At 75.6% G+C, this 22753-nt stretch carries 24 protein-coding genes; 4 read left to right on the plus strand and 20 right to left on the minus strand.

The annotated features are described in order from the left end of the window. Positions 1–36: 36 nt before the first annotated feature. Genes WDV86_RS14980 through pyrR form a run of 3 tightly spaced genes read right to left on the minus strand, consistent with a single transcriptional unit; the run spans position 37 to position 2953 of the window. Positions 37–1404, minus strand: a complete 1368-nt coding sequence (locus tag WDV86_RS14980; RefSeq protein ID WP_339568438.1) for a dihydroorotase — start codon at positions 1402–1404, stop codon at positions 37–39. After that, positions 1401–2354, minus strand: coding sequence for an aspartate carbamoyltransferase catalytic subunit (locus WDV86_RS14985; protein ID WP_339568439.1), 954 nt, complete (start codon positions 2352–2354; stop codon positions 1401–1403). Before WDV86_RS14985 ends, WDV86_RS14980 begins: the two co-directional genes overlap by 4 nt. Continuing rightward, positions 2351–2953 (minus strand): bifunctional pyr operon transcriptional regulator/uracil phosphoribosyltransferase PyrR, encoded by a 603-nt coding sequence (gene pyrR, locus WDV86_RS14990; protein WP_339568440.1) that lies wholly within the window; start codon positions 2951–2953, stop codon positions 2351–2353. Before pyrR ends, WDV86_RS14985 begins: the two co-directional genes overlap by 4 nt. A 301-nt stretch (positions 2954–3254) precedes the next feature. Between pyrR and WDV86_RS14995 the strand changes: the two genes are divergently transcribed. Next, on the plus strand, positions 3255–3755 hold the full coding sequence (locus WDV86_RS14995; RefSeq protein ID WP_339568441.1) for a transcriptional regulator: 501 nt from the start codon (positions 3255–3257) through the stop codon (positions 3753–3755). A 78-nt stretch (positions 3756–3833) separates the two neighbouring features. Here the strand turns inward: WDV86_RS14995 and nusB are convergent, their stop codons facing one another. The 4 genes from nusB to aroB all read right to left on the minus strand — a co-directional run bounded on the left by nusB (position 3834) and on the right by aroB (position 6630). Then, a complete protein-coding gene (nusB, locus tag WDV86_RS15000; protein WP_339568442.1) occupies positions 3834–4259 on the minus strand; it encodes a transcription antitermination factor NusB in 426 nt (141 codons plus the stop codon). 1 nt (position 4260) lies between these two features. Next, positions 4261–4821: an elongation factor P gene (gene efp / locus WDV86_RS15005; RefSeq protein ID WP_339568443.1), complete on the minus strand. Its 561-nt coding sequence runs from the start codon at positions 4819–4821 to the stop codon at positions 4261–4263. A gap of 183 nt (positions 4822–5004) precedes the next feature. Continuing rightward, positions 5005–5469, minus strand: a complete 465-nt coding sequence (locus tag WDV86_RS15010) for a VOC family protein (RefSeq protein ID WP_339568444.1) — start codon at positions 5467–5469, stop codon at positions 5005–5007. A 69-nt stretch (positions 5470–5538) separates the two neighbouring features. Next, a complete protein-coding gene (gene aroB, locus WDV86_RS15015) occupies positions 5539–6630 on the minus strand; it encodes a 3-dehydroquinate synthase (protein ID WP_339568445.1) in 1092 nt (363 codons plus the stop codon). Between the two features lie 231 nt (positions 6631–6861). On the opposite strand from aroB, the gene WDV86_RS15020 reads away from it, so the two are divergent. The 3 genes from WDV86_RS15020 (at position 6862) to WDV86_RS15030 (ending at position 8900) form a co-directional block, all read left to right on the plus strand. Continuing rightward, entirely contained in the window at positions 6862–7797 is a 936-nt protein-coding gene (locus WDV86_RS15020; RefSeq protein ID WP_339568446.1) for a hypothetical protein, read from the plus strand. Positions 7798–7887: 90 nt separating this feature from the next. Continuing rightward, entirely contained in the window at positions 7888–8385 is a 498-nt protein-coding gene (gene aroQ / locus WDV86_RS15025) for a type II 3-dehydroquinate dehydratase (RefSeq protein WP_339568447.1), read from the plus strand. Further along, the gene (locus tag WDV86_RS15030) at positions 8382–8900 is read left to right on the plus strand and encodes a shikimate kinase (protein WP_339568448.1); all 519 of its coding nucleotides are present in this window, start codon (positions 8382–8384) and stop codon (positions 8898–8900) included. The genes aroQ and WDV86_RS15030 overlap by 4 nt, the downstream gene beginning before the upstream one ends. 99 nt (positions 8901–8999) lie before the next feature. Here the strand turns inward: WDV86_RS15030 and WDV86_RS15035 are convergent, their stop codons facing one another. The 13 genes from WDV86_RS15035 to WDV86_RS15095 all read right to left on the minus strand — a co-directional run bounded on the left by WDV86_RS15035 (position 9000) and on the right by WDV86_RS15095 (position 22706). Continuing rightward, positions 9000–9620: a hypothetical protein gene (locus tag WDV86_RS15035; protein ID WP_339568449.1), complete on the minus strand. Its 621-nt coding sequence runs from the start codon at positions 9618–9620 to the stop codon at positions 9000–9002. A gap of 368 nt (positions 9621–9988) precedes the next feature. Next, entirely contained in the window at positions 9989–11197 is a 1209-nt protein-coding gene (aroC, locus tag WDV86_RS15040; RefSeq protein WP_339568450.1) for a chorismate synthase, read from the minus strand. A gap of 79 nt (positions 11198–11276) precedes the next feature. Continuing rightward, the gene (locus WDV86_RS15045; RefSeq protein WP_339568451.1) at positions 11277–12563 is read right to left on the minus strand and encodes a hypothetical protein; all 1287 of its coding nucleotides are present in this window, start codon (positions 12561–12563) and stop codon (positions 11277–11279) included. Beyond that, the gene (locus WDV86_RS15050; protein WP_339568452.1) at positions 12560–13471 is read right to left on the minus strand and encodes a hypothetical protein; all 912 of its coding nucleotides are present in this window, start codon (positions 13469–13471) and stop codon (positions 12560–12562) included. Before WDV86_RS15050 ends, WDV86_RS15045 begins: the two co-directional genes overlap by 4 nt. Position 13472: 1 nt before the next feature. Further along, the gene (locus tag WDV86_RS15055; protein ID WP_339568453.1) at positions 13473–14282 is read right to left on the minus strand and encodes a hypothetical protein; all 810 of its coding nucleotides are present in this window, start codon (positions 14280–14282) and stop codon (positions 13473–13475) included. Then, positions 14279–15331 carry a type IV pilus assembly protein PilM gene (gene pilM / locus WDV86_RS15060; RefSeq protein WP_339568454.1) on the minus strand — a complete coding sequence of 351 codons (1053 nt, stop codon included), beginning with the start codon at positions 15329–15331 and terminating at the stop codon, positions 14279–14281. The genes WDV86_RS15055 and pilM overlap by 4 nt, the downstream gene beginning before the upstream one ends. 153 nt (positions 15332–15484) lie before the next feature. After that, a complete protein-coding gene (locus WDV86_RS15065) occupies positions 15485–16267 on the minus strand; it encodes a prepilin peptidase (protein WP_339568455.1) in 783 nt (260 codons plus the stop codon). Next, positions 16264–17862 (minus strand): RICIN domain-containing protein, encoded by a 1599-nt coding sequence (locus WDV86_RS15070; protein ID WP_339568456.1) that lies wholly within the window; start codon positions 17860–17862, stop codon positions 16264–16266. The genes WDV86_RS15065 and WDV86_RS15070 overlap by 4 nt, the downstream gene beginning before the upstream one ends. Continuing rightward, positions 17859–18515, minus strand: a complete 657-nt coding sequence (locus tag WDV86_RS15075) for a PulJ/GspJ family protein (RefSeq protein ID WP_339568457.1) — start codon at positions 18513–18515, stop codon at positions 17859–17861. The genes WDV86_RS15070 and WDV86_RS15075 overlap by 4 nt, the downstream gene beginning before the upstream one ends. Beyond that, positions 18512–19474 carry a PulJ/GspJ family protein gene (locus WDV86_RS15080; protein WP_339568458.1) on the minus strand — a complete coding sequence of 321 codons (963 nt, stop codon included), beginning with the start codon at positions 19472–19474 and terminating at the stop codon, positions 18512–18514. The genes WDV86_RS15075 and WDV86_RS15080 overlap by 4 nt, the downstream gene beginning before the upstream one ends. 65 nt (positions 19475–19539) lie before the next feature. After that, on the minus strand, positions 19540–20007 hold the full coding sequence (locus WDV86_RS15085; RefSeq protein WP_339568459.1) for a type II secretion system protein: 468 nt from the start codon (positions 20005–20007) through the stop codon (positions 19540–19542). Between the two features lie 224 nt (positions 20008–20231). After that, positions 20232–21461 carry a type II secretion system F family protein gene (locus tag WDV86_RS15090; RefSeq protein WP_339568460.1) on the minus strand — a complete coding sequence of 410 codons (1230 nt, stop codon included), beginning with the start codon at positions 21459–21461 and terminating at the stop codon, positions 20232–20234. A 27-nt stretch (positions 21462–21488) separates the two neighbouring features. Continuing rightward, on the minus strand, positions 21489–22706 hold the full coding sequence (locus tag WDV86_RS15095) for a type IV pilus twitching motility protein PilT (protein ID WP_339568461.1): 1218 nt from the start codon (positions 22704–22706) through the stop codon (positions 21489–21491). Positions 22707–22753: the final 47 nt, after the last annotated feature.

The raw sequence follows: 22753 nt of genomic DNA on the forward strand, positions 1-22753 counted from the left end.
GTCGGCGCGCCGGGCCCCCGCCCCGTCCCCCCTCGCTCACGTCGTCGCCACCGAGGCCTGCGCCAGCTCCCCGTCGAGGAGGACGGGCCGCCCGCGCAGCAGCGTCGTCACGACCCGTCCGGGCAGCTCCAGGCCACGGAAGGGGCTGTTGCGCCCGAGGCTGGCGTGGCCCGTGGGGTCGACGGCGCGGCGCTCGGCGGGGTCGAGCAGCACGAGGTGCGCGGGCTCGCCCTCGGCGACCGGCCGCCCGTGGTCGGCGAGCCGGCCGATGCGCGCCGGCGTGGTCGACAGCACGCGGGCGACGTCGGGCCAGCCGAGCAGCCCCGTCTCGACGAGCGTCTCCTGCACGACGGACAGCGCCGTCTCCAGGCCGGTCATGCCCATGGCGGCGGCGGCCCACTCGCAGTCCTTGTCCTCCACCGGGTGCGGCGCGTGGTCGGTGGCGACGACGTCGACCGTGCCGTCGGCCACCGCCTCGCGCAGCGCCTGCACGTCGGCGCGGGTGCGCAGCGGCGGGTTGACCTTGTAGACGGGGTCGTAGCCGCGCACCAGCTCGTCGGTCAGCAGCAGGTGGTGGGGGGTCACCTCGGCGGTGACGTCCACGCCGCGGGCCTTGGCCCAGCGGATGATCTCCACCGAGCCCGCCGTCGACACGTGGCACACGTGCAGGCGGGAGCCCACGTGGTCGGCCAGCAGCACGTCCCGGGCGATGACGGCCTCCTCGGCCACCGCCGGCCAGCCCCGCAGCCCCAGCACGGAGGAGACCTCCCCCTCGTGCATCTGCGCGCCCTCGGTCAGGCGCGGGTCCTGCGCGTGCTGGGCGACGACGCCGTCCACGGAGCGCACGTACTCCAGCGCCCGGCGCATCAGCACCGGGTCGGCGACGCAACGCCCGTCGTCGCTGAAGACCCGCACGCGCGCCGCGGAGGAGGCCATGGCGCCGAGCTCGGCGAGACGCTCGCCGCCCAGGCCGACCGTGACGGCGCCGACGGGGCGCACGTCGACCAGGCCGATCTCCCGGCCCAGCCGCCAGACCTGCTCCACGACCCCGGCCGTGTCGGCGACGGGGGTGGTGTTGGCCATGGCGTGGACGGCGGTGAAGCCGCCCCGCGCGGCGGCCCGCGACCCGGTGAGCACCGTCTCGGCGTCCTCGCGGCCGGGCTCGCGCACGTGGGTGTGCAGGTCCACCAGACCGGGCAGGGCGACCAGCCCGGCGGCCTCGACGACGAGCGCGCCGTCCGGCACCGGCAGCGAGCCGCCCGGCGCGAGCTGCGCCACCCGCCCGGCCGCGCACAGCAGGTCCGTCGGCTCCCCGCCGAGCAGGCGCGCCTGGCGCACGAGCACCACCGGCGGCAGGGGCCCGTCGACCGGGAGGGGGGCGGGGGTGTCGGTGCGCGCGCTCATGCGGCGTCCTCTCCGGCGAGCAGCAGGTACAGGGCGGCCATCCGCACGGCGACGCCGTTGGAGACCTGCTCCACGACCGTGGAGCGGGGGCCGTCGGCGGCCTCGGCGGAGATCTCCAGCCCGCGGTTCATCGGCCCCGGGTGCATGACGAGGGCGTGCTCGGGCAGCAGCCGCAGCCGCCGGCCGTCGAGGCCGAAGCGGCGCGTGTACTCCTGCGGCGAGGGGAAGAACCCGCCCCCGCCCATGCGCTCGCGCTGCACCCGCAGGACCATGACGGCGTCGACGTCGGGCAGCACGGCGTCGAGGTCCCAGCTGGCGGTGCAGGGCCACGTCGCCACCCCGACCGGCAGCAGCGTCGGCGGGGCGACGAGGACGACGTCGGCCCCGAGCGCCGTGAGCAGCAGCACGTTCGAGCGCGCCACCCGGCTGTGCAGCACGTCGCCGACGACGGCCACCCGGACCCCGTCGAGCGCCCCGCCGAGGTCGCCCCCGGCGCGCTCGCGCAGCCGCCGGCGCAGCGTGAAGGCGTCGAGCAGGGCCTGCGTCGGGTGCTCGTGCGTCCCGTCGCCGGCGTTGAGCACGCTGACGTCCGACCAGCCCGCGTGCGCCAGCCGGTGGGCCGCGCCGGACGCGCTGTGCCGCAGCACGACCGCGTCCGCCCCCATCGCCTGCAGGGTCAGCGCCGTGTCCTTCAGCGACTCGCCCTTGGAGACGCTGGAGCCCTTGGCGGAGAAGGTGATGACGTCCGCCGACAGGCGCTTGGCGGCCGCCTCGAACGAGATGCGCGTGCGCGTCGAGTCCTCGAAGAAGAGGTTGACGACCGTGCGGCCCCGCAGGGTGGGCAGCTTCTTGATCTCCCGGGCCTGCGTCGCCGCCATCTCCTCGGCGACGTCGAGCAGCGCGCAGGCGTCCGTGCGGTCGAGGTCGGCGGCCGAGAGCAGGTGCCTCACGGCGCCTCCTCCGCCCCGGCGCCGCGGGGCAGCGGGTCGGGGCGCCCCTCACCGGGCGCGCTGATGACGACGGCGTCGCGCCCGTCGACCTCCTCCAGGAGCACCTGCACGCTCTCCTGCCCGGCCGTCGGCAGGTTCTTGCCGACGTGGTCGGCGCGGATGGGCAGCTGGCGGTGGCCACGGTCGACGAGCACGGCGAGGCGCACGGCGCGAGGGCGCCCGAGGTCGGAGAGCGCGTCCAGCGCGGCGCGCACGGTGCGGCCCGAGGCGAGGACGTCGTCGACGAGGACGACGACCTTGTCGTCCACCCCGCCGGCGGGCACGTGCGTGCGGCCGAGCGCGCGCACCGGGCGCCGACGCAGGTCGTCGCGGTGCATCGTCACGTCGAGCGAGCCCACCAGGTCCTCCAGCTGCCCGGCCGCAGGCTCCGCGGCCACGAGCCGCTCGCCGACGCGACGGGCCAGGTGCGCCCCGCGGGTGGGGATGCCGAGCAGGACCAGGTCCTGCGGCCCCCGGTTGCGCTCGAGCACCTCGTGGGCGATCCGGGTGAGGACCCGGCTGATCTCCGGGGCCTCGAGCACCGGGCGTGCGGACGCCATCGCGGCGACTCCTTCCCCGCCTCTCGGGACGGAGGTTGAAGGACGTCGTGTCGGCCTCGGAACCTAGCAGCCGGGGCCGTCGCCCTCCGCGCACGACCGACGCTCGGACGGCCCACCCGCCCGGCGGCTCCTGCTCGCCGCACAGGACGTCGACAGGTAGGCCGGACATCCTCCGAATGGTGGAGCCGACGTCACCGCACGGGTGTCGTCGCTTGACCTCCATGTGACTCTGAGTGACGATCTCGTGGTCGGCCCGCGCGGGACCACCCCGCGCGGAGACCGGCCCATCAGGAGGGGTGCGGTGGCAACGGAGTACGCGAAGGTGCTCGGTAACCGGCTGCGGTCGGTCCGGACGCGGCAGGGCCTGTCGCTCCAGGGCGTCGAGGCGAAGTCCCAGGGCCACTGGAAGGCCGTCGTCGTCGGGTCCTACGAGCGGGGGGACCGCGCCGTCACGGTGCAGCGGCTGGCGGAGCTGGCGGAGTTCTACGACGTCCCGGTCACGGCGCTCCTGCCGGAGACGACACCGGGTGAGACGGCGCTGCCGCCGCCGCGCCTGGTGCTGGACCTCGAGCGGCTCCGCCAGGTGCCGCAGGAGCAGTCGGGGCCGCTGCTGCGCTACCTCGCCGACATCCGCGAGGCCCGCGGGGACGAGCAGTCCGACGAGATGCCGATCCGCGTGGACGACCTGCGCTCGCTCGCCGTCATCTTCGACCTGTCGCCCTCGGCGCTCACCGAGCGCCTCATCGGCTGGCGGGTCCTGGACGAGGAGGCCCGGCGCGCGGTCGCGCTCCCGGACCTCTGAGGACCACGGTGCTGCCGCCCGCCGACGGGCGGCAGCACCGGTCCGGGCGACCCGGTGGGGCGCCGCCGGTCTCGGGGCTCAGGCGATGAGCGCGGGCTTCATGCCGAGCAGCCGGCCGAGGACGCCGTTGACGAAGACCGGCGACTCGTCGGTGGACAGGGTGCGGGCGAGCTCGACGGCCTCGTCGACGGCGACCGCCTCGGGCACGTCGCCCCACAGCAGCTCTGCGGTCCCGAGCCGCAGGACGCACCGGTCGACGTCGGGCATGCGCTCGACCGTCCAGCCCTGGGAGTAGGTGGCCAGGAGCTCGTCGATGCGCGGCAGGTGCTCGACGACCAGCTCGACCAGGTCCGCCGCGTACTGCGGCATCGGCGTCGCACCGGGGTCGGAGGGGTTGGTCGAGGCCATCCGCTGCGCGAGCAGGTCCAGGGGCGCCATGGCGCGCTGCTCGGCCTCGAAGAGGACGTCCAGGGCCCGCTTGCGGGCCTTGCTGCGTGCGGCCACGTCAGCTGACGCGGCCCAGGTAGTCGCCCGAGCGGGTGTCGACCTTGACCCTGGTGCCGGTCTCCAGGAATAGCGGCACGGCGATCTGGTAGCCGGTCTCCACCGTCGCCGGCTTCGTGCCGCCCGTGGACCGGTCGCCCTGCAGGCCCGGCTCGGTGTAGGTGATCTCCAGCACGACCGAGGGCGGCAGCTCGACGTACAGCGGCGTGCCCTCGTGCAGCGCCACCTGCGCCTGCGAGCCCTCCAGCATGAAGTTGGCGGCCTCGCCCACGGTGGCCTCGGGGACGAGGACCTGGTCGAAGGTGTCCCCGTCCATGAAGACGAAGTCCGCGCCGTCGCGGTAGAGGTACTGCATGTCGCGGCGGTCGACGGTCGCCGTCTCGACCTTGGCGCCGGCGTTGAAGGTGCGGTCGACGACCTTGCCGGACAGCACGTTCTTGACCTTGGTGCGGACGAAGGCGCCGCCCTTGCCGGGCTTGACGTGCTGGAACTCCACGACGGACCACAGCTGGCCGTCCAGGTTGAGCACGGTGCCGTTCTTGAGGTCGTTGGTCGAGGCCACAGGTGTCCGTCCGTCGAGGGCGTTGGTCGGCCGGCGACCCGGGGCGAGGCCCAGGTCCGGCACCCGGGCCGGGGCGCGCCGGAGCGCGCCGAGTACCGGGGATCTCCTCAGGCTACCGCCGCGACGGAGCCACCCTGGCCGTCGCCGCCGTCCTCCGCGGCGGCCCTGCCCGGGAGGACGGGCTCACCCGGTGAGCGCGGTGAGCTCGAGGGCGATGCCGTCGGGGTCCTTGAGCTCGAGGATGGCGTAGCCGCCGGCGTCCTTGACGGGCTCGTGCTCGACCCCGAGCCGGTCCAGCTGCTCGGCCGCGGCGTCCAGCTCCGAGCGCCGGCTCACGGTGAAGGACACGTGGTCCAGGCCGACCCGGTCCGGGTCGAAGGCGTCGTCGCCCGGCGCCACGGGCCGCAGGCCGAAGAGCCCGCCGGCGAAGGAGTAGATGACCCCGCCGTAGAGGAAGCCCAGCTGCTCGCGCGTGGCGTCGTCGGCGTCCGCGGGCACCTCGAAGGCGACGTCCCAGCCGAAGACGGCGTCGTAGAAGGCCCGGGACCGGGCGATGTCGGTGACTGTGACCCGCACGTGCGCGTACCCCGTCGGCGAGATCCGCCCGGAGTCGGCGGTCGGCGTGGGGCTGGCGGTTGCGTGGCTCATGAGGCGACGCTCGCACGGCCGGGGAGGGAGCACCACCGGGTGGCGCGCGCCCGGCCCGGCCGCCGCTGCTCAGTCGCGGCTGATGCTCGCGTAGGCCGCGGCGAGCAGGGAGGGGTCGGGCCCCTCCAGCCGGGTCGGGCGGGCGACGTCGTCGAGGACGACGAAGCGCAGCCGGTCGCCGCGGGTCTTCTTGTCCCGCCCCATGGCCTGCAGCAGCTGGGGCCAGCGGTCGCCGCGGTAGTCCAGCGGCAGGCCCAGGGCACCGAGCACCTCGCGGTGCCGGTCGACCACCGAGCGGTCGAGACGGCCGGCGAGGGAGGCCAGCTCGGCCGCGAAGACCATGCCGACGCTCACGGCGGCGCCGTGGCGCCAGGAGAACCGCTCGGTGAGCTCGATGGCGTGCCCGAGGGTGTGGCCGTAGTTCAGGACCTCCCGGTCCCCGGTGTCGCGCAGGTCGCGCCCCACGACGTCGGCCTTGACGGCCACCGCCCGCTCCACGAGCTCGCGCACGAGCGGCGAGGCGGGGTCGCGCACGGCCGCCGGGTCGCCCTCGACGAGGTCGAGGATGCCGGGGTCGGCGACGAAGCCGCACTTGACCACCTCGGCCATCCCCGCGAGCAGGTCGTTCGGCGGCAGCGACTCCAGGGTGGCGAGGTCGCAGAGCACCCCCGCCGGTGGGTGGAAGGCGCCCACGAGGTTCTTGCCCTCGGCGGTGTTGATGCCGGTCTTGCCGCCGACCGCGGCGTCGACCATGGCCAGCAGCGTCGTCGGGACGTGGACGACCCTCACCCCGCGCAGCCACGTCGCGGCGACGAAGCCGGCCAGGTCGGTGACGGTGCCCCCGCCCACCGCGACGACCGCGTCGCCGCGGGTGAAGGAGGACTGCCCGAGGACGCCCCAGCAGAAGGCGGCCACCTGCGCCGACTTGGCGTCCTCGTCGTCGGGCACCTCGGCGGCGACGGCCTCGTACCCGGCGGCGACGAGGTCCTCCCGGACGGCCTCCCCCGTGGCCCGCAGCGCCCGCGGGTGCACCACGAGGACCTTGCGCACTCCTTCGCCGAGCATCCCGGGCAGCTCGCCCAGCAGGCCCCGGCCGACGAGGACCTCGTAGGGCGCCTCGCCCGCCACGCCGATCCTCGTCGTCACGCTCTGCTCGCCCACCCGCCGACCTTATGGCCGGGGGTGCTCCGCCCCTGCAGACGGGCCCCTGCAGACGTGGCCCTGCAGACGGGGCCCTGCAGACGGGGAGGACCTACGCCGACGTCGCCGCAGCAGCACACGGCTGACCTGCGACGACGCTCACCGGAGGCGCGGACTTCCTCCCCGTGTGCTCTGGCTGCGCTCCTGTGGACGAGCGCAGCAGGGACGACGGCCGCCCGCGAGGCTCGCGAGGTGACAGGGACCGGGCAGATCATGGAGGAGCTGGCGCGCCGAGGAGGCGTCGCCGGCTGGGGTGCGCTCGTCCAGGTGGCGGGTCGCGCGACCGTGGAACGGGCGGTCGCGGGCGGCGAGGTCGTCCGTGTCGCACGCGGCGTGCTGGGGCTGGCTGGGACAGCCCCGGCGGTGCTGGCGGCTGCGTCGGTGCACGGCACGGTCTCGCACGTGAGCGCCGCCCAGCTGTGGATGGTCGAGACGCTCCGCCGGCCTACGAAGGTCTCCGTCACGGTCCCCCGCCACGCCCACCGCAGACCGGTCCCCGGCGTCTTGCTGCACTACGCCGATCTCTGCGGCGGAGATGTCGCCGGGCCGGTGACGGCTCCTGTCCGGACGGTGCTCGACTGCGCGCGCACGCTGCCCTTCGGCGAGGCCCTCGGCATCGCGGACGGGTTCCTCCGGCTCGGGCTCGTCGACCCCGGGGATCTCCGCGCGGAGGCGGCAGGGCTGAGGGGGCCTGGCAGCAGCGCCGCCCTCCGGGTCGCCCGGGCGGCAGACGCACGCAGCGACAACCCCTTCGAGTCGGCGCTGCGAGCCGTCGTCATGCTGTGCGGAGCCGGTGACTTCGTCCCTCAGGTGAGCCTGCGCCTTCCTGGGCACGGTCTCGTACGACCCGACCTCCTGGACCTCGGCCGGCGGATCGCGCTGGAAGCCGACAGCTTCCGCTGGCACGGGTCGCGTGCCGCGCTCGTCCGCGACTGCGAGCGGTACGACGCCCTCGTCGTCGCCGGCTTCTGCGTGCTCCGCTTCACCTGGGAGCAGGTGGTAGGTCGTCCGGACGAGGTCGCCGTCGCCGTACGCACGCTCGTCTCCCTCGCCGACGAGAGGTCAGGCAGCACACGGGGAGGAAGACGTGGGCGGCCAGGGCACGGGCGCTCCTCCGACCTGCGGTGACGCTGCGCTCACACGTCCAAGTCCTCCCCGTCTGCTCCCACCATCCGTGGGAGCATCGTCTGACCCGACCACTGGAGACCGGAGGACCCCGTGCGTGTGCTCGTGCTGAACGGCCCGAACCTCGGCCGTCTGGGCCGACGGGAGCCCGAGGTCTACGGCTCGACCACGCACGAGCAGCTCGCCGCCTCGTTGCGCGAGCGCGGGTCGGTGCTCGGGCTGGACGTCGAGGTCCGGCAGACCGACGCGGAGCACGAGATGCTCGGCTGGCTGCACGAGGCCGCCGACACCGCGGCAGCCGTGGTCCTCAACCCCGCCGGCTGGAGCCACACGTCGGTGGCCCTGCGGGACGCCTGCGCCATGCTCACCGCCCCGCTGGTCGAGGTGCACCTGTCCAACGTCCATGCCCGGGAGGACTTCCGGCGCACCAGCCTCGTCAGCGCGGTGGCGACGGGCGTCGTGGCTGGCCTCGGCCCCGGCGGCTACCACGCGGCACTCACCTGGCTGACCGAGACGACGGCCGCCCCTGCCCCCACCGGTTCTCAGGGCAGGACCGGCGCCTCGCCCGACGGCCCGGCCGCCGACGAGTGATCGTCCTCGTCGGCTTCCTCGGCGCCGGCAAGACGACGGTCGGCCGGCTGCTGGCGCGGCGTCTCGGCCTGCCCTTCCGCGACGCGGACGAGGTGCTCGTCGCCCGCGTCGGACGCAGCGTCGCGGACGTCTTCGCCGCCGACGGCGAGCCGGCCTTCCGCGCGCTGGAGCACGAGACGGTACTGGGCCTCCTGGTCGGCCAGGACGCCGTGGTGGCCCTGGGCGGTGGAGCCGTGGAGCACCCCGGGACGCAGGAGGCCCTGGCCGCGCTGCCCAGGACGCGCCCGGAGAGCTCGGTCGTGCTGCTCGACGTCGAGCTCGCGGAGGCCCGGGCCCGCGTCGGCGCGGACACCGGGCGGCCGATGCTCGCGCGCCCCGACCTCGCCGACGTGCACGCCCGCCGGCTCCCCGGCTTCGCGCGTGTCGCCACCCTGTCCGTCGCCACGGGGGGCCGCTCACCCTCCGAGGTCGCCGACGAGGTCCTCGCGGCCACTGCGCAGGCGCCCCCGGGCTGAGCCGCCGGCGGGTGCTCCCGCCACCGGCGGCCGTCCGCCGTGGCAGCCACCCGACGGGTGGCGGCTCCGCGGTGGCCGTGACGGCTGCCCCGGGGCGGCTCAGAGGGCGAGGGCGACCAGCCCGCCGAGGCCCGCCAGCACGCAGAGCAGCGTCCGCAGCCGTCCACGGGTGAGCGCCGCGGCGAGCAGCAGTGCCGGCGCCGCGGCGAGGCCGGCTCCGCGCAGCAGCTCGGGGCCGCCTTGACCGAGCGCCACGACGAGGACACCGAGGACCAACGCGGCCACGGTCACCCCGGCGGCCACGGCCAGCGCCGCAGCGCACGTCCGGAGCGCGCGGGCGGCCCGCACGTCTGCTCGCCGTCGGCGGGCGGTGGCCCGCCCCAGCAGCCCGGTCGTCACGCCGACCACGACGGTCAGCCCGACCCCGAGCCGCGGCTCGACGAGCAGCACACCCCCGACCGGCGCGCAGACCACGACCGCCACCGCCGACGCGGCCCTCCCTCCTCGACGGGTGAGCAGGGCACCGCGAAGACCGAGTGCGACGACGACGAGCAGCCCCAGGACCCCGGCGCGCAGCAGCACCGCGACGACGAGGCCGTCGGCACCCGCCGTCCCCGCGCTCCCCATGAGCACGCCGAGTGGTGAGGAGAGCCCCGCCGTCTCAAGCAGCAGCGCCCCCGCCAGGACGGCGGAGGGCGGCAGGGCCACGAGGAGGGCCACGGGGAGCCCCGCACCACGCCGACCGAGCTGGGTCGAGCCACGGACGGGCGCTAGCGGGTCAGGAGGCGGGGCGAGGCTCGAGGCAGCAGAGGAGCATCGGCCGTCTGTCGCGGGGGCGGCTGCCGGCTCGGCCGTCCTGAGGACTGTGGACGCATCGGGCTCCGTCGGCGTCCGCGGCGACGGCAGGCGCGGCGACGAGGGCGCCGGCCCGCCCGCGGGGGCGCTGGCGGGCGACGACGGTCTGGTCATGGCGTGCCTCCAGGGGGCGGCACGGTCGACCACCCCCGGCCCGTTTCGGCAGGACCCGGCGCCGCCTTGAGCGGCACCTCGCGGCCCCACGCGCCGCCCGGGTCGGCCCGTGCGCGGCCTCAGCCCGTGGTCTGCTCGCTGCGCAGGGAGTCGGGGAGCCCGTCGAGGTAGGAGCGCACGTTCCGGCGTGTCTCGGCCACGGAGTCGCCGCCGAACTTCTCCACGAGCGCCTCGGCGACCACGAGCGCCGTCATGGCCTCGGCGACGACGCCGGCGGCCGGCACCGCGCAGACGTCCGAGCGCTGGTGGTGGGCCCTGGTGGCCTCGCCGGTCGCGACGTCGACGGTCGCGAGCGCCCGCGGGACGGTCGCGATGGGCTTCATCGCCGCGCGCACCCGCAGGACGTCGCCGGTGCTCATGCCGCCCTCGGTGCCACCGGCGCGGCCGGTGCGCCGCCGCAGCCGGCCGCCCTCGCCCCGCTCGATCTCGTCGTGGGCGGCCGAGCCGCGCCGGGCGGCGGTGCGGAAGCCGTCGCCGACCTCCACGCCCTTGATCGCCTGGATGCCCATGAGAGCCGCGGCCAGCCGCGAGTCCAGGCGCCGGTCCCAGTGCACGTGGCTGCCGAGCCCGGGGGGCAGGCCGTAGGCGAGCACCTCGACGACGCCGCCGAGGGTGTCGCCGTCCTTGTGGGCCGCGTCGACCTCCGCGACCATCGCCGCCGACCCTGCCGGGTCGAGGCTGCGCACCGGGTCGGCGTCGAGCGCCGCCACGTCGTCCGGCCCGGGCAGCGGGGCGTCGTCGGCCGAGCCGGCGGTGCCGATGGCCACGGTGTGGCTGACGAGGCGGATGCCCGCGGCCTGCTCGCACAGCGCGGCGGCCACGGTGCCGAGCGCGACCCGCGCCGCGGTCTCCCGCGCGCTGGCGCGCTCGAGGACGGGCCGGGCCTCGTCGAAGCCGTACTTCTGCATGCCCACGAGGTCGGCGTGCCCGGGTCGCGGCCGGGTCAGCGCGGCCCCGCGCTTCTGGGCCGCGAGCACCTCGGGGTCGACCGGGTCGCTGGCCATGACGGTCTGCCACTTGGGCCACTCGCTGTTGGCGATCTGGACGGCGACGGGCCCGCCCTGGGTGAGGCCGTGGCGCACGCCGCCGAGGACGGTGACCGCGTCCGCCTCGAAGGACATCCGTGCGCCCCGGCCGTGGCCCAGACGGCGACGGGCCAGCGCGGCCTGGATGTCGGCCGTCGTCAGCGCGACCCCCGCCGGCACCCCCTCGAGGACGCCGACCAGCGCCGGACCGTGGGACTCCCCTGCCGTCAGCCACCTGAGCACGGGCGTGATCCTCCCACCCGGCCGCGGCGGGTCGTCGCGGCAGCCCCGGCGCAGCCGGCAGAGCCAGCGCGACGTCGGGTCAGGGGATGGTGACGGTCTCGCCCCTGACGAGCTGCAGCACGTCGGTGCCGCTGCGGACGGCGGCGGTCTCGACGGTGCCGCCGGCCCCGTCGGTGGCCGTGCCGCCACCGGTGAAGACGACGTCGGCCTCGGGGCTCTCGGTGCCGAGCGGGCTGCCTGCCGTGGCGGCGACGGTCGTGCCCTCGGTGCCGTCGACGAGGGTGAAGACGTACCAGCCGCCGTCGCGGACCTCCGTCCACGTCACCTGCAGGCCGCCCGCGACGGGCTCGCCGGTCGTGGTGCCAGCGGTCCCGGTGGTCGTGGTGCCGGTGGTCGTGGTGCCGGCGGTCGTGGTGCCGGCGGTCGCGCTGTCGGTGCTCGACGAGCTGGGGTCGGCCGATGTCTCGGCGAAGGGGTCGCGGCTGACGGCCTCCTCGGCCAGGGCCGGCTCGGGCGTGCCGCCGTCGGCCGTCTCCGCCGCCGTCGCCGGGGCGGCCGCGACGACGCTCCCCTCCTCCTCCGGCGCTGGGGAGGCGAGCAGCAGGTACCCCCCCACGAGAGCCAGCGCCGCGACGCCGCCTCCGGCGAGGAGCAGCAGGCGGCGGCGGGAGGACGGCGCCACCTCCGGTGCCGCCGTCGCGACGACGCGTCCGGGGGCCGCAGGCGGGGTCGAGGCGGTGCGGGGCCCCGGCAGCGCGGCACCGACGGCGCCCAGGGTGCTGGCGCCCAGGGTGCTGGGGGTGGCGACGCTCTCCGCGGGCCGAGAGGAGACGAGCCCAGACGATGCCGGCGCGGACGGCGCGGACGGCGCGGACGGCGCGGACGGCACGGCCGGCACGGCGACGGCGGGCGGGGTCGCGGAGGGCCTCGGGGCGGGCGCCAGGCCGGGAGGCACGGGCCTCGGCGCCGGGACACCCGGCTCCGGGAGCACCGCGGTCGGCGCGGGGCCGGGTGGCGTCGCGGCGGTGGCCGCCGCGACGAGCCGGGCAGCCCCGGGCGTCGCCGGGCGGGCGGACGCGGTCGCGGGTCCGGCGACGACGGGGATGGTCGGGAGCCCGCCCGCGACCCCGGGGGCGGCGACCGGCCCGGGGGTCACGCCCGGCACCGGGACAGGGCCGGCGGGCGGTACCGGGGCGAAGGGGGCCGCGAAGAGCCCCGGTGGCACGAGGGGCGCCCCCGACAGCACCGACCCCGACGTCACCGACCCCGAGCTCGCCGCCCCGGAGGTCCCCGCCCGAGGGGCCGCTGCCGCCGAGGGGTCGGAGGTGGACCGGGCGTCCGTCGGCTGGTCGTCGTGCGTGCTCACGGCTGGTCCCCGTCGCTGTCGTCGCTGGTGGTGCCCTCGCTGCCGCTGCCGCTGCCGCTGCCGGTGCTGGTGCTGGTGGTCGGGTCCGCGGGGTCGTAGGCGGCACCGACGGCGTCCAGCGGTGCGGGAGAGGCGGTCGGCGTGCCGGCACCCGTCTGGGTGCCCGTCTCGGGGGCTGCCTCGCCGGCCGCCCGCAGGGCCTCGATCTGGCGCTCGGCGTCGGTGGTGGGGAGGGAGAGGACCTCGGCGGTCAGCGACATCTGCAGCGTGCCGCCGTCGCCACCGGTCAACGTCACCGCCCGCACGAGGAGGGCGCGGGGCATCTCGGTCTGCAGCAGCCGGAGCAGCTCCTGCACCTGGAGGAAGGAGCCCTCCGCCGTGATGGTCACCGGCACCACCTCGACCACGGGGCCGGTGGAGGCTGCGGCGGTGGGCGTGGCGGTCGCGGCGTCGGCCGGCTCGTCGCTCGCCGCCTCGCCGCCGTCGGTCTGCGCCTCCTGCGTGCCGTCCGTGGCGGCGGGGTCCGTGGTCGCGGCGGGGGTGGCCGTGGCCTCGGCGGGGGTGGCCGTCGCCTCGGTGGGCGTGACGCCGGTGAGCTGGGCCCCGGCGCGCTCGGCCAGCGCCGACATCTGCCGCAGGAGACCGGGCAGGTCCGCCTCGGGCGGCACCTGCTGGCGCAGCGCGGCGACCTCGGCCCGGGTCGTCGGGACGTCGCCGAGCTGCAACTCGAGCTGGCGCACCTGCGTCTGCAGCGCGGCGTTGCTCGTGGCGGTGGAGGCGGTCTGCTCGCGCAGGGACGCCGCCTCGTCCAGGCGGGGGCTCACGAGCAGCAGCCAGGTGGCCGCGGCGAGCACGAGCGCCAGCAGCGCAGCACCACCGACCCAGGCGGTGGTCCGGGTGAGCCTCATCTCAGCCCTCGTCCCCGTCGGTCGTCGCCGCGGTGGTCGTCGTCGTGGTGGGGACCGTCGAGTACCGCTGCGAGAGCGCCTCGTCCGTCACGTCGACGTGCGCCTGCACCGTCGTCCCGCCGGTGTCGCCGCCGGCCGTCGTGCTGTCGGTCCAGGGGTCGGCGAGCCCGGGCACCTGCGCGAGGACGTCGAGCAGGTCCGCGCTGTCGGGGACGACGCGGCCCTCGAGGGAGAGGGTCATCGTGCCGATCGTCGCCGGCTCGGCGCCCGAGCCGTCCGTCGTCGTGGTGGCCGCGGCGGCGCTCGTCGCGCCGCTCGCGGCGGTGGCGTCGGCCAGCGCCATGGCGAGCGTCGTCAGGCGCAGGTCGGTGGGCAGCGTGTTGGCGAGGCGGGCGGAGTAGCGGTACCAGAGCACGTCGTCGGCCAGGGCCGCGTCGCGGACGCCCCCCACGGTCTCCTGCGTCGAGCGCAGCAGCGGCACCTCGGCGTACTGGTCCATCTCCGCCTGCAGCGCGGCCGTGCGGCCCTGCTCCTCGGTGAGCTGCTCCTGCGCCGCACCCACCTGGGTGCCGGCGAGGAGGGTCACGCCCGCAGCGCCCAGCAGGAGGACCCCGAGGGCCGCGCCGAGCCCGACCTGCAGGCGCCGGAAGCGGTCGCCGGCGGCCACGGAGGCGGGCAGCAGGTCGACGCGGGGCACGCCGCCGAGCACGACCGTCTCGACGTCGGCGCTCTCGCCCCGACGCGGGCCGGGGAGCACGCCACCGCCGGCGCCGCCGGGGGCCGCCGAGCCGAAGGGGCTGCTGAAGCTCATGCCGCACCCGCCAGGGCGAGCCCGACGGGGACGCCGCCGAGGGTGGCCACCTCGGCGGCGACCTCGTCGGTCAGGGCCGTGCGGCCGGGCACGAGCCGCGACAGGGCGTCCCCCCGCCGGACCGGGAGGCCGACGACCTCGGAGAGGAGGTCGGCGAAGCCGGGCACGAGCGCCGTCCCCCCGACGAGGACGACCGAGCGCAGCGGGTCGCCGCCCTGCGTGGCGGAGTAGTAGTCGAGCGAGTCGCGCACGCCCTCGGCGAGCCGCTCGGCGGCGCGGGTGACGACGGCGGCCGAGCGCGCGTCCCCGCCGGAGAGGCGGGACTCGACGTCGACGCCCTCGTCGCGCAGCAGCCGCCGGGCGTCGTCGCCGTCGAGGCCGGAGGCGACGAGCTCGTCGACGACGCGGTCGCCGCCGCCGAGCAGCACGCGGACGAAGCGGGCGCAGCCGCCGGCGTGGACGGCGACGTTGGTCACGCGGGCACCGACGTCGACGACGGCCTCGGCGCCGTCCCGGCTGCCGGCCGGGCTGGCCACCGAGCGCAGCAGCGCGAAGGACACGAGGTCGACGCCGGTCACCCGGAGGCCGGCGGCGCGCACCGCCTCGACCCGTGCGAGGACGGAGTCCTCGGCGGCCGCGACGAGCAGGCCGCGGATGGTGGTCTGCCCCTCGTGCGTGCGCTCCTCGACCGGGAGGAAGTCCAGCACCGCCTGGTCGACGGGCATGGGCAGGACGTCGGCCACCTGGAAGGGCAGCGCCTTCCTCAGGTCGGCGGCGGGCATCTTCGGCAGGTCGACGCTGCGGACGACGACACGCTGGGAGGCGACCCCGATGACCACCCGCTTGCTGCGGAAGCGACCCGTCGACCACAGCTCCTTGAGCGCGGCGGTGACGACCGGCCCGTCGAGGACGTCGCCGTCCCGCACCGCGCCGTAGGGCAGGGCCACGGACGCGAAGCGCGTGAGGGCCGCTCCGGACCGGGTGCTGGCCACCTCCGCGGCGCGGACGCCCGAGGTGCCGATGTCCAGGCCGACGCATGTGCGGGGCACGAGACCTCCTCGATCCCGGCGCCTCCGGGGCGCCGCGACGGCCGGGTGCCGTCCCGGCTGTCATCGGCAGGCCGGACCGCCTCTTGAGCCGCCGCGGCGGAGCTGCCCCAGCCCCGGCCGTCAGCCCGGCCCGGGCACCAGCCCGACGGACTGTCAGCCCAGGCCGACCAGTCCGAGGTAGGCCGACGACAGCTGCGGGCCGGCCACCACGCCGACGGCGGCGCCGACCAGCATGAAGGGGCCGAAGGGGATCGCGCTGCGCCGCCCGACCCTCCGGACGGCGAGCAGCGCGACGCCGACGAGCCCGCCGAGGAGGAAGGCGGCGAAGGCCCCGACGACGAGCGGGGCCCAGCCGAGGTAGCCCAGGTGCATGCCGAGCAGCCCGGCCAGCTTCACGTCGCCGAAGCCCATGCCGCCCGGCCTGGCGACGGCGAGCGCGAAGTAGAGGAGCCACAGGGCGGCCAGGCCGACGCCCGTCCGGAGCGCAGCCCACCAGTCCGCCTGCAGCGCAGCGACTCCGAGCAGGAGGACGGCACCGACGACGTAGGAGGGCAGGACGATGCGGTCGGGCAGCCGGTGGTGCTCGACGTCGATGACGGCGAGCGCCACGGCGACGCAGGCGAGGTACAGGAAGGCCGGCAGCTCCGGGACCGGGCCGAGGGCCAGCGCCGTCAGGGCGAGCAGCGCCGCCGTCGCCAGCTCGAGCAGCGGGTACCGCGCGCTGATCGGCGCCCGGCAGTCTCGGCAGCGCCCTCGCAGGAGCAGCCACGAGACGACGGGCACGTTGTCGCGGGCCCGCAGCCGGTGCCCGCACCGCGGGCAGGCGCTCGGCGGGGAGACCACCGACTCCCCCGCCGGCACCCGGTGCACGACGACGTTGAGGAAGGAGCCGACGAGGAGGCCGAGGACGGCGCAGGCGACGACGAGGGCCGTCATGAGTCCTCGCGGAAGTCCGACTGCGTCGCGGAGGTGAAGGTGGGCGGGGCGTTCCACTTCTGGCTCGCCGCGCCGGAGCACAGGCTCCACCGGACCGACGAGAGGCCCTTCGTGCCGAGGTTGCCGGGGCTGGCGGCGGTCGCCGGGCCGCTGTCGAGGCAGCGGCCCGTCGAGTCGACGATGGTGTAGCTGCGGCCGTAGTCGACGGCCCCGTCGACCGTCACCTCCCGGTTGACGACCACGCGCTGCTCCACCCCGCCGGTGCAGGGCAGCAGGCGCAGCGCGGTCCCGGTGGCGAAGGCCCCGCTGAGGCAGACGCGCGGCACGCCGGCCCGGGCGGCGGCGACCGAGTAGTCCTCGTTGACCTTGCCGGCGTAGGTCGAGATCTCCGAGCGCCCGTCGGCGTCGGGGATGCCGTAGTACCAGCCCTGGTTCCACCGCAGCCCGGCCTTGAGCGGGTCCTGCTTGCAGGGGTAGAGGATCAGGTCGTTGGCGATGCTCCAGCTGTTGACGTCCAGGCACCGCCCGAAGACCTGGTAGTTGACCCAGTGGATGACCCGGCCCGGCTGGCTGGCCGACACGCTGCCGGCCCGGCCGGTGCCCACGGACTGGGCGTAGGTGAAGACGGTCGAGCACCCGGACTGGGCGAAGACGACGCCGGAGCCGCCGCACAGGCGCCACCCGCCCGAGGTCCCCGACGGGTAGCCGTAGAGCCCGGCGCCGTCGTCGACGCCCCAGGACTGGTGCAGCAGCCCGTCGCACTCGGCGAGCGAGGCCGGCTGGGTGCTCGTCGTCGAGTTGCCGGGCCGGTCGGCGGTGACGCACAGGGGGGTGCCGCCGACGCTGGAGGCCAGGACGATGGTGTTGTCGTCGCGCCACCAGAACTGCTGCTGCGCGGCGTTGCTCACGCAGGTCTTGAGCCGGATCGTGGAGCTGGCGGACGGTGAGGCCCCGGCGTCCCAGCACAGGGACCCCGAGGAGATGGTGCCGCCCGCGGCGTTGGTCGTGTCGGTGCGGAAGCGGTAGACGACCTCGGTCGTGCGGTCGGCCACCGAGGCGCCGACCGCGCCGCTCGCGCTGTCGCCGGTGGACTGCAGCAGCGCGTACCCTGGCTGGGCCGTGAGCGGGCACGTCATGACGTTGGCCGCGCTGTCGCGCCAGGTCGCGGTCTGGGGACCCGGGTCCTGGGCGTAGTAGCGGATCCGGACGCTGTAGGTCAGGTCCCCCGGCTCGCCCCCGACGGCGCCGGTCAGCCGCTGGTCGCCGACCTGGCAGGGCAGCTGGGCACGGTCGCCGATGACGGCGCCCGGCACGAGCGGGTCGGCCTGGGTGGCGCCCTGGATCTGGCCGAGGGCAACCTGCAGCCCGGAGTCGGAGGCGTGCAGGGCCCGGACGTACTTGCGCTCGACCAGGGTCGGGCGCACCTGCTGGGTCACGGCGGCCAGCGCGAGCACGGCGAGCGAGGCCCCGAGCAGCATGACGACGAGGACGAGGACCATGGCGGCCCCCGCGTCGGTGCCCCCGCCCGCCGCGCGCACCGACGCCGTCGCCGGCGCGAGGCGGGCGAGCACCGACCGGCTGTGGCTCGTCGTCATGGCCGACCTCCCTGGGTGCACGTCTGGCTCGCCGTCGTCATCGCGTTCGTGGAGGTGCTGCTCGTCGTCCCGCGGGCCACCAGGGTGGTCTCCAGGCCAGCGCTTCGCGTGGTGCCGCGCTGGGCGGTGAGCCGGACCTCCAGGCGCTGGCTGCCGTGCACGGTGTCGGCGGGTCGCATGAGGAAAGGCGGGGCGTCCCCGGAGCCGGGGACCTCCAGGTCGGTCGCGACGGCGGTCCACGGTGCGGCGGCTGCGACGGCGGCCGTGGCGGACGAGGCGAAGGTGCGGTAGGCGAGGGTGCCGTCGGCGGCGAGCCGCCACTGCGCGCAGCTGGTCGTCCCGCCGGCGGCGCTGGGGGACAGCCGCATCTCCAGGTACCACCGGCCACCCGCCGCCGTCGCGGGGTTGAGCGCCTGCGCCCCGCGGACCTGACGGTCGAGCAGCGTGTACACCCGACGCAGGTCGGTGGCGTTGTCGGCCGAGTTCTGCGCCGTCACGGTCTCGCGGCTCATGCCGACGACGACGCCCATGACGAGGGCGCACAGCAGGCCGAACAGCGACATCGCGACGAGGAGCTCGACGAGCGTGAAGCCGCCGTCCCGCGGCCCGGCGACGTCGGGGCCCCGGTGCCGCCGGTGGCGGGGCGTGCTCACGGGACGACCTCGATCGTCACGGTGGCGCTGCTCGTGCGCAGCCGGGAGTCGGTGAGGACGTAGGTGAAGGTCTCCTCGTAGGGGTTGCCGGCGGACCAGCCGGTGACGCCGGAGAGGGCCGCCGCGGTCGGGGCGGTGTAGGTGACCGCGCCGACGCTGGTGCCGGCCAGCGCCACCGCGCCCTTGAAGCCGGTCGACGGCGTCAGGTCGGAGACGGGGCGGTCGGGGTCCAGCGTGCCCGCGTCGTTGCTCTTGACGTTGATCTGGGTGGCGCTGCCGGCCTTCACGGTGGCCGTGTCGGCCCTGGCGACGCCGAGCTGCCCGCCGATCGAGCCGCCGTTGACCATGAACTGCGGGGCGGTGCTGGGGTCGATGAGGGTCGCGGCGACGAACCGGCACGGGGAGCCGCTGCAGCTGGTGCCCTCCCCCGCGGACCACGAGACGGCGACGACGACGCGCAGGGCCACGGGGCCGGTGCTGGCGGCGGTGCACGCCGCGGCGGCCGTCGTCGCCCGCCGGCAGGTCCCGACGTACTGGTCGACGGTGTAGGGCTGCCCGCTCACCGTGGCGCTGCTGGTCAGGGGGACCACGGGCACCGACGCCGACGTCGCGAGCGGGTCCGAGAGCGGGGACGTCGTCGCCAGCAGCGCCGCGACGTCCGAGGGGGCCGACGCCCACTGCGCGTCGACGGCCGCGCCCGAGCGCCCCCGCACGACCGGGCTGCCCGAGGCGGTGGGGGCCGCGGCGGTCACCGAGCGCGTGAGCTCCAGGGCCTGGTCGGCCAGCGCGACCGCCGCCTGCTTGCGCTGGAGGCTCTGCGACAGCCCGGCGGAGCGCACGAAGAACGTGATGAACGAGGCCCCGAGGGCGACGAGCAGCGTCATCGCCACGAGGACCTCGACGAGCGTGAAGCCCCCCTCACCACCCGACGCCGCGGTGCGGCTGCGTGTCGGGTGCATGAGGGGGGCTCCAGCTCTCGTCCGGGCGGTCGACGGTGCGATGCCCGTCGTGTCTTCGGGGTGGGTCAGCAGCCGGGGGGCGCCGTCGCCGTCGCCGCGCCGGCGATGATCCCGCCGGTTGCGCTGGAGTACCAGAAGAAGCCAGCCGTTCCGCCACTCGCGGAGGCGCGAGGGTTGGAGCCGCGGAGGCAGTAGCTCCCGGTCCCCGTGCCACTGGTGTTCTTGTACTCGATGAGGTTGCCGGTCGACGTGCGGGCACCCGTGAGGACGCTCGCGCTCGCCGAGGTTCCCGCGGCCGTGTAGTTCGCCGCGGTCGGGTAGGTCTGGGCGTCGACGTAGGCCGACTCGGCCTCCTGCGCGACGCTGCGGAGGTCGGACTTGATGCTGGAGTCGACCGCCTTCTGGCGCTGGTTCAGGAACACCGGGATGGCGATGGCCGCGAGGATGCCGATGATGATCATGACGACGAGGAGCTCGACCAGCGTGAAGCCGGCGTCCTTCTCCTGGATCGACTTGCGGATGCGAGCCAGCATGGGCTGATCTCCTGCTCTGGTGGGGTGAGTCGCCCGGTGGGCCCGCGCGCGGTGTGCGCTTCGCGACTCGGTGGCACTGCTCTCATCGGCGTCGACGAACAGGGCCTGAGTGGTCAAACGCGTTCCGCGCATTCGTCACCCGGACGCACGACGCCCCCGTCGACCGCTGCCGCGGCGGACCGCGACGAGGCGGCAGGGACGAGGCGAGAAGAACCAGATGGGGGTCACTGGATGGCGTTGAAGATGGTGAAGATGGGCATGTAGAGGGCGACGATCATGGCGCCGACCACCGACCCCAGGACGGCGATCATCAACGGCTCGATGAGCGAGGTGAGGGCCTCGGTGGTGGCCTCGACCTCCTGGTCGTAGAAGTCGCTCACCTTGTGCAGCATCGAGTCGACGGCGCCGGTGTCCTCGCCCACGGCGAGCATCTGCACGACCATGGACGGGAAGACGGCGTGCTGCGCGAGCGGTGCGGAGATGGAGCGTCCTTGGCGGACGGACTCGGCGACGTCGTCCGTCGCCCGCTCGATGACGACGTTGCCGGCCGCCTGCCCGACGATCTCCAGGCTCTGCAGGATCGGCACGCCCGAGGCGACCATCGTCCCGAGGTTGCGGGTGAAGCGGCTGATGGCGACCTTCTGGAACAGCGAGCCGAAGACGGGCACCTTGAGCTTGAGCGGGTCGAGGACCTCGCGGACCTTCCGGTGCTGCCCGTAGCGCTTCCACAGCACGGCCGCGACGACGGCGAGCACGAGCAGCCCGGGCGCCGTCGTCCGCAGCACCGCGCTGAGGCCGACGAGGACCCTGGTCGGCGCCGGCAGCTCGGCCCCGAGCTCGGCGAACATCCCGGTGAAGATCGGGACGATGAAGAGCAGCATCCCGACGACCGCGAGGATCGCCATGACGAAGACGACGACGGGGTAGGTCATCGCCGACTTGATCTTCGCCCGCAGCTTGGTCTCGGCCTCGAAGGACTCGGCGATCTGCAGCAGGACGGTGTCGAGGAACCCGCCGACCTCGCCGGCGCGCACCATGTTGACCATCAGCGCGGGGAAGACGCGCGGGTGCGCAGCCAGGCCGTCGGAGAGCGAGGCGCCGGTCTCGACGCGCCCGCGCACGTCCGTGAGGGCCTTCTGCAGGCCCTTGGAGGGGCTCTGCTCGGCGAGGATGGCGAGGGCGCGGATGAGCGAGAGCCCGGCGCCGACCATGGTCGCGAACTGCCGCGACATGACGGCGAGGTCCTTCATCGTCACCCGGTCGCTGCCGGGCAGGGTGATCTCCCGGTTGAGCCCGGTGCCACCGCCCTTCTCCGAGAGCGACAGCGGGGCGTAGCCCATGCCCTTGAGGCGGGCGACGAGCGCGGCCTCGCTGGCGGCGTCCATCGTGCCCGTGACGAGCGCGCCGGAGGCGTCGCGGACGTGGTACTCGAAGGTCTTCGTGGCGGCGGCCATCGTTCCTCTTCCGGAAGGCGCTGCGGCTCAGGCGTGGCCGCAGAGACGGGCGACGTCGGCCGGGCTGTGGCTCTTCTCGACGGCGTGCTCGTAGGTGATCGCGCCGACGCGCACCAGCTCGGCCAGGTGCTGGTCGAGGGTGTGCATGCCGTGCTGCGCGCCGGCCTGCATCGCCGAGTAGATCTGGTGGGTCTTGCCCTCGCGGATGAGGTTCCTGACGGCCGGCGTCGCCATCATCACCTCGGTGGCCACGGCGCGGCCGCGCCCGTCGGCACGCTTGCACAGCGTCTGGCAGACGACGCCCTGCAGGGCGCCGGCGAGCATGACGCGGATCTGCTCCTGCTGGTCGGAGGGGAAGACGTCGATGACGCGGTCGATGGTCTGCGCGGCGTCCTGGGTGTGCAGCGTCGCGAAGACCAGGTGGCCGGTCTCGGCGGCCGTCAGGGCGATGGAGATGGTCTCCAGGTCGCGCAGCTCGCCGACGAGGATGATGTCGGGGTCCTGGCGCAGCGCGTGCTTGAGCGCGTCGCCGAAGGAGCGCGTGTCCTCCCCCACCTCACGCTGGTTGACGACGCACTCCTTGTGCGGGTGCAGGAACTCGATGGGGTCCTCGACGGTGAGGATGTGGTCGCGCCGGGTGCGGTTGGCGAGGTCGATGATCGAGGCGAGCGTCGTCGACTTGCCCGAGCCGGTGGGGCCCGTCACGAGCACGAGCCCGCGGGGCAGGTGGGCGAAGGTGGCCACCGCCGGGGGCACGCCGAGGTCCTCCAGGGCGCGCAGCTCGGTGGGGATGGCCCGGAAGGCGGCGCCGACGCTGCCGAGCTGGCGGTAGAAGTTGACCCGGAAGCGCCCGACGCCGGGGACGGTGTAGGCGAGGTCCAGCTCCATCCGCTCCTCGAAGCGCTCCCGCTGCTTCTGGGCGAGGATGCCGAAGAGCCCGCGTTGCAGGCTCTCCCGCGTGCACGTCGGGAACCCCGCCAGCGGCTCCAGCTCACCCCGCAGGCGGATGGTCGGCGGCACCCCCGCGGTCAGGTGCAGGTCGGAGGCGCCGGCCGCCGTCATCGCCGTCAGGGCGGCGACGACGTCCACGGTCTCCTCGGAGTCCTCGACCCCGCGGGGCGCGGGCACCAGCGGGAGGGTGGGCATCCCCACCGCCGGTCCGTCGGCGGCCGTCGACGGCATGTCGGCGAGGGACGTCGGGGACGGGGACGGTGACGCCCCGACCCCCAGGGGCTCCAGCTGCATGGCCCTGCCATCGGCAGGCGGACCCCGTCGCTTGACCACCCGCCCCC

The organism is Pseudokineococcus sp. 1T1Z-3, assembly GCF_037482365.1.
Lineage (GTDB): Bacteria > Actinomycetota > Actinomycetes > Actinomycetales > Quadrisphaeraceae > Pseudokineococcus.